The organism is uncultured Sneathiella sp. (genome assembly GCF_963976355.1).
Taxonomy (GTDB): domain Bacteria; phylum Pseudomonadota; class Alphaproteobacteria; order Sneathiellales; family Sneathiellaceae; genus Sneathiella.
The window spans coordinates 1-2,803 of record NZ_CAXBKA010000026.1 but is presented as its reverse complement, the minus strand read 5'-3'; the positions used below and the strand labels follow the sequence as shown (position 1 = coordinate 2,803).

The following is a 2,803-nucleotide window of genomic DNA, read 5'->3' as shown; positions in this document are numbered from 1 at the left end:
TGATGAAGCCGAACTCACAAGCTACTACTTCAAACGTGGAACAAGGCTTCCAGAACAGGGCACTCAGGCACATCTTTTCCTGAACATTGAGCTGCCGTTTCCGCCAAAACCTGTTCGATCCGTTTCAGGTCATCAATTTTTGTGCGCACGTCAGCAAGATGGCTTTCCGTACGCTGTTTGACCTCCGAACATGTTTGCAACTGACCATCTATAAGAGTCAGCAACCCCCGGATATCTTCAATCGAAAAACCCAGTTCACGGGCGCGCAGGATAAACCGCAACCGGGAAACATGTGTTTCGTCATACAGCCTGTAACCCGTTTTGCTGCGCCGCGGATCTGGCATCATGCCGGTCTTTTCATAATAGCGGACCGTTTCAAGGTGGCAGCCTGTCACCTTCGACAATTCTGCTCGCTTTAGTCGCCTCCCGGAATTGTGATCGTCCATGTGATCAAAACCTTCTTTAATCTGTAGCAGCTACAGACTGTATCTTAACTGCGAATCGAATTCGAGGTAAATCACATGAACGATATCAAATCGGACGACCTGTTGTCGGATGACGGGAAGCAGACAAAAAGAGGTCTGCTTGCAACTGGTGGAGTGGTCGGAGCCATTCTTGCATCCGCCTGCTGTGTCGCACCACTCCTGCTTCTGATGCTGGGGGTGTCGGGGGCCTGGATCGGCAATCTGACGGCTCTTGAACCTTACAAACCACTCTTCGCGACGGTGGCTCTGATATTTATCGGGCTGGGGTTCTGGCAGGTCTATTTCAAGACCAAGCCAGCTTGTGACGACGGGTCTTACTGCGCCCGTCCGGAATCCGCACTGATCACCAAAGCCGCCCTGTGGTTCTCAACCGTGCTGGTGGGATTGGCCCTGACAATCAACTGGTGGGCACCGCTGTTCTATTAGGAGAAATCGAGATGAAACGAACAGGCATTATTCTGGCCGGGGCATTTGCCCTGGGACTGGCTGTCATATATCCGGGAGGCTACCTCCCAACTGCGGCGCTTGCTGCCAGCGCCACAGCGCAGGATGAACAAACAACCGTTTTCGACATCGAAAACATGACCTGCGCCCTGTGTCCGGTGACGGTCAAAACCGCGATGGAAGCCGTCACCGGCGTAGAGGCCGTAGACGTCAACTTCGATAAAAAAACCGCAACTGTCACCTTCGACCCGTCAGTCGCCAATGTGGAAACCATCGGGATCGCTTCGACAAATGCCGGTTATCCGGCCAAGGCGCGGGATTAAATAATGCGTGGCAACACCATTTTCAAAACCGGGATCGTCGGAACAATTTTTGCTGTGATCTGCTGTTTCACACCAATCCTTGTTGTCTCGTTCGGGGCCCTTGGACTCTCGGCATGGCTGGGCTGGATAGACTATGTCCTCATACCCGGATTACTCCTGTTCATTGCCCTGGCACTGTACGGCTACCGACAACGAGCCCGTGCGCGCGCTTGCTGCGAGACCGATACACAACCAACCACCCGGAAAGGAAAATAATATGAACAATTGTTGTTCGACCGACAAACAGGAATATGACCTTGCTGTCATCGGCGCGGGTTCGGCCGGTTTTTCGGCGGCGATTACGGCCGCTGAACAGGGCGCAAGGGTCGCACATATCGGCAAGGGAATGATTGGCGGCACATGCGTCAATGTCGGGTGTGTGCCCTCCAAAACCATGATCCGTGCCGCAGAGGCCGTGCATGGTGCAGCGGGTGCTGCGCGTTTTCCCGGCCTCTCCGGAAACGCTCATGTCGCTGACTGGCAGTCCCTGATCAAGGCTAAAGAGGATCTGGTTTCCGGTTTGCGTCAGAAGAAATATATCGATCTGCTGCCCGAATATGATGGTATCGATTATCTCGAAGGGGACGTTATATTTAATGACACCGGTCTTCTGCTTGACGGCAAAAAGCTTGTTGCAAGAAAGACAATCATTGCAACCGGCACATCCCCGTCATTTCCCGATATTCCAGGCATTGAGAATGTCCCCTGTCTGACCAGTACAACGGCACTTGAACTTGATCAGCAGCCACGATCACTTCTCGTGATTGGCGGCGGATATATCGGTTGTGAACTGGCTCAGATGTTTGCACGGCTCGGCAGCTCGGTTACGCTGGTGACACGGTCACGGCTTCTTCCCGAAGCAGAACCGGAAATTGCTGCATCGCTCACTCAGGAGTTAAGGAATGAAGGGGTATCCGTTCGCACGGGCCTCACCTACGAGAGGGTTGAACGGAAGAATGATAAAACGGAACTGACCATTAACGTTGATGGCCAGGCCGAGGTTCTTTTTGCTGAACATATCCTGGTAACGACAGGCCGTAAGCCGAATACAAACGGATTAGGCCTCGAAACGGCCGGAATTGAAGTAAATTCGAATGGCGGAATTGTTGTGGACGCGTACATGCGGACGACGCGTCCTGATGTATATGCTGCGGGCGATGTGACCGGGCGCGACCAGTTCGTTTATATGGCAGCTTATGGCGCCAAACTTGCGGCAATAAATGCCTATAACCGTGACGAACAGACATATGACAACACAACGATGCCCTGGGTTGTCTTCACTGATCCACAAGTTGCTGGCGTAGGTCTCTCCGAGGTTCAGGCACAGAAACGGGGCTTTGTGGTCAAGACATCTGTCGTGCCGCTTGATCAGGTGCCCAGATCACTTGCCGCCCGTGATACACGCGGTTTGATAAAACTCATTGCAGATGAAGCAACTGACCGCTTGCTGGGCGCTCAGATACTGGCACCCGAGGGCTGTGACAGCATTCAGACAATGGCGCTGGCCATACG

The 2,803-nt window shown here is 53.2% G+C and carries 5 protein-coding genes; 4 read left to right on the top strand and 1 reads right to left on the bottom strand.

The features are described from left to right. Positions 1–29: 29 nt before the first annotated feature. Complete coding sequence (locus AAC599_RS20075; protein WP_340152144.1) at positions 30–404, bottom strand: helix-turn-helix domain-containing protein; 375 nt, start codon at positions 402–404, stop codon at positions 30–32. Between the two features lie 117 nt (positions 405–521). Here AAC599_RS20075 and AAC599_RS20070 point away from each other — a divergent pair, with 117 nt between their 5' ends. The 4 genes from AAC599_RS20070 to merA all read left to right on the top strand — a co-directional run. Continuing rightward, complete coding sequence (locus AAC599_RS20070) at positions 522–911, top strand: mercuric transporter MerT family protein (protein WP_062956566.1); 390 nt, start codon at positions 522–524, stop codon at positions 909–911. Between the two features lie 11 nt (positions 912–922). Beyond that, complete coding sequence (locus tag AAC599_RS20065) at positions 923–1,252, top strand: cation transporter (RefSeq protein WP_062956565.1); 330 nt, start codon at positions 923–925, stop codon at positions 1,250–1,252. 3 nt (positions 1,253–1,255) lie between these two features. Further along, positions 1,256–1,507 carry a mercury resistance system transport protein MerF gene (gene merF, locus AAC599_RS20060; RefSeq protein WP_063093920.1) on the top strand — a complete coding sequence of 84 codons (252 nt, stop codon included), beginning with the start codon at positions 1,256–1,258 and terminating at the stop codon, positions 1,505–1,507. A 1-nt stretch (position 1,508) separates the two neighbouring features. Further along, positions 1,509–2,803: mercury(II) reductase (gene merA, locus AAC599_RS20055; RefSeq protein WP_340152143.1), on the top strand; the 1,295-nt coding region annotated here is incomplete at its 3' end.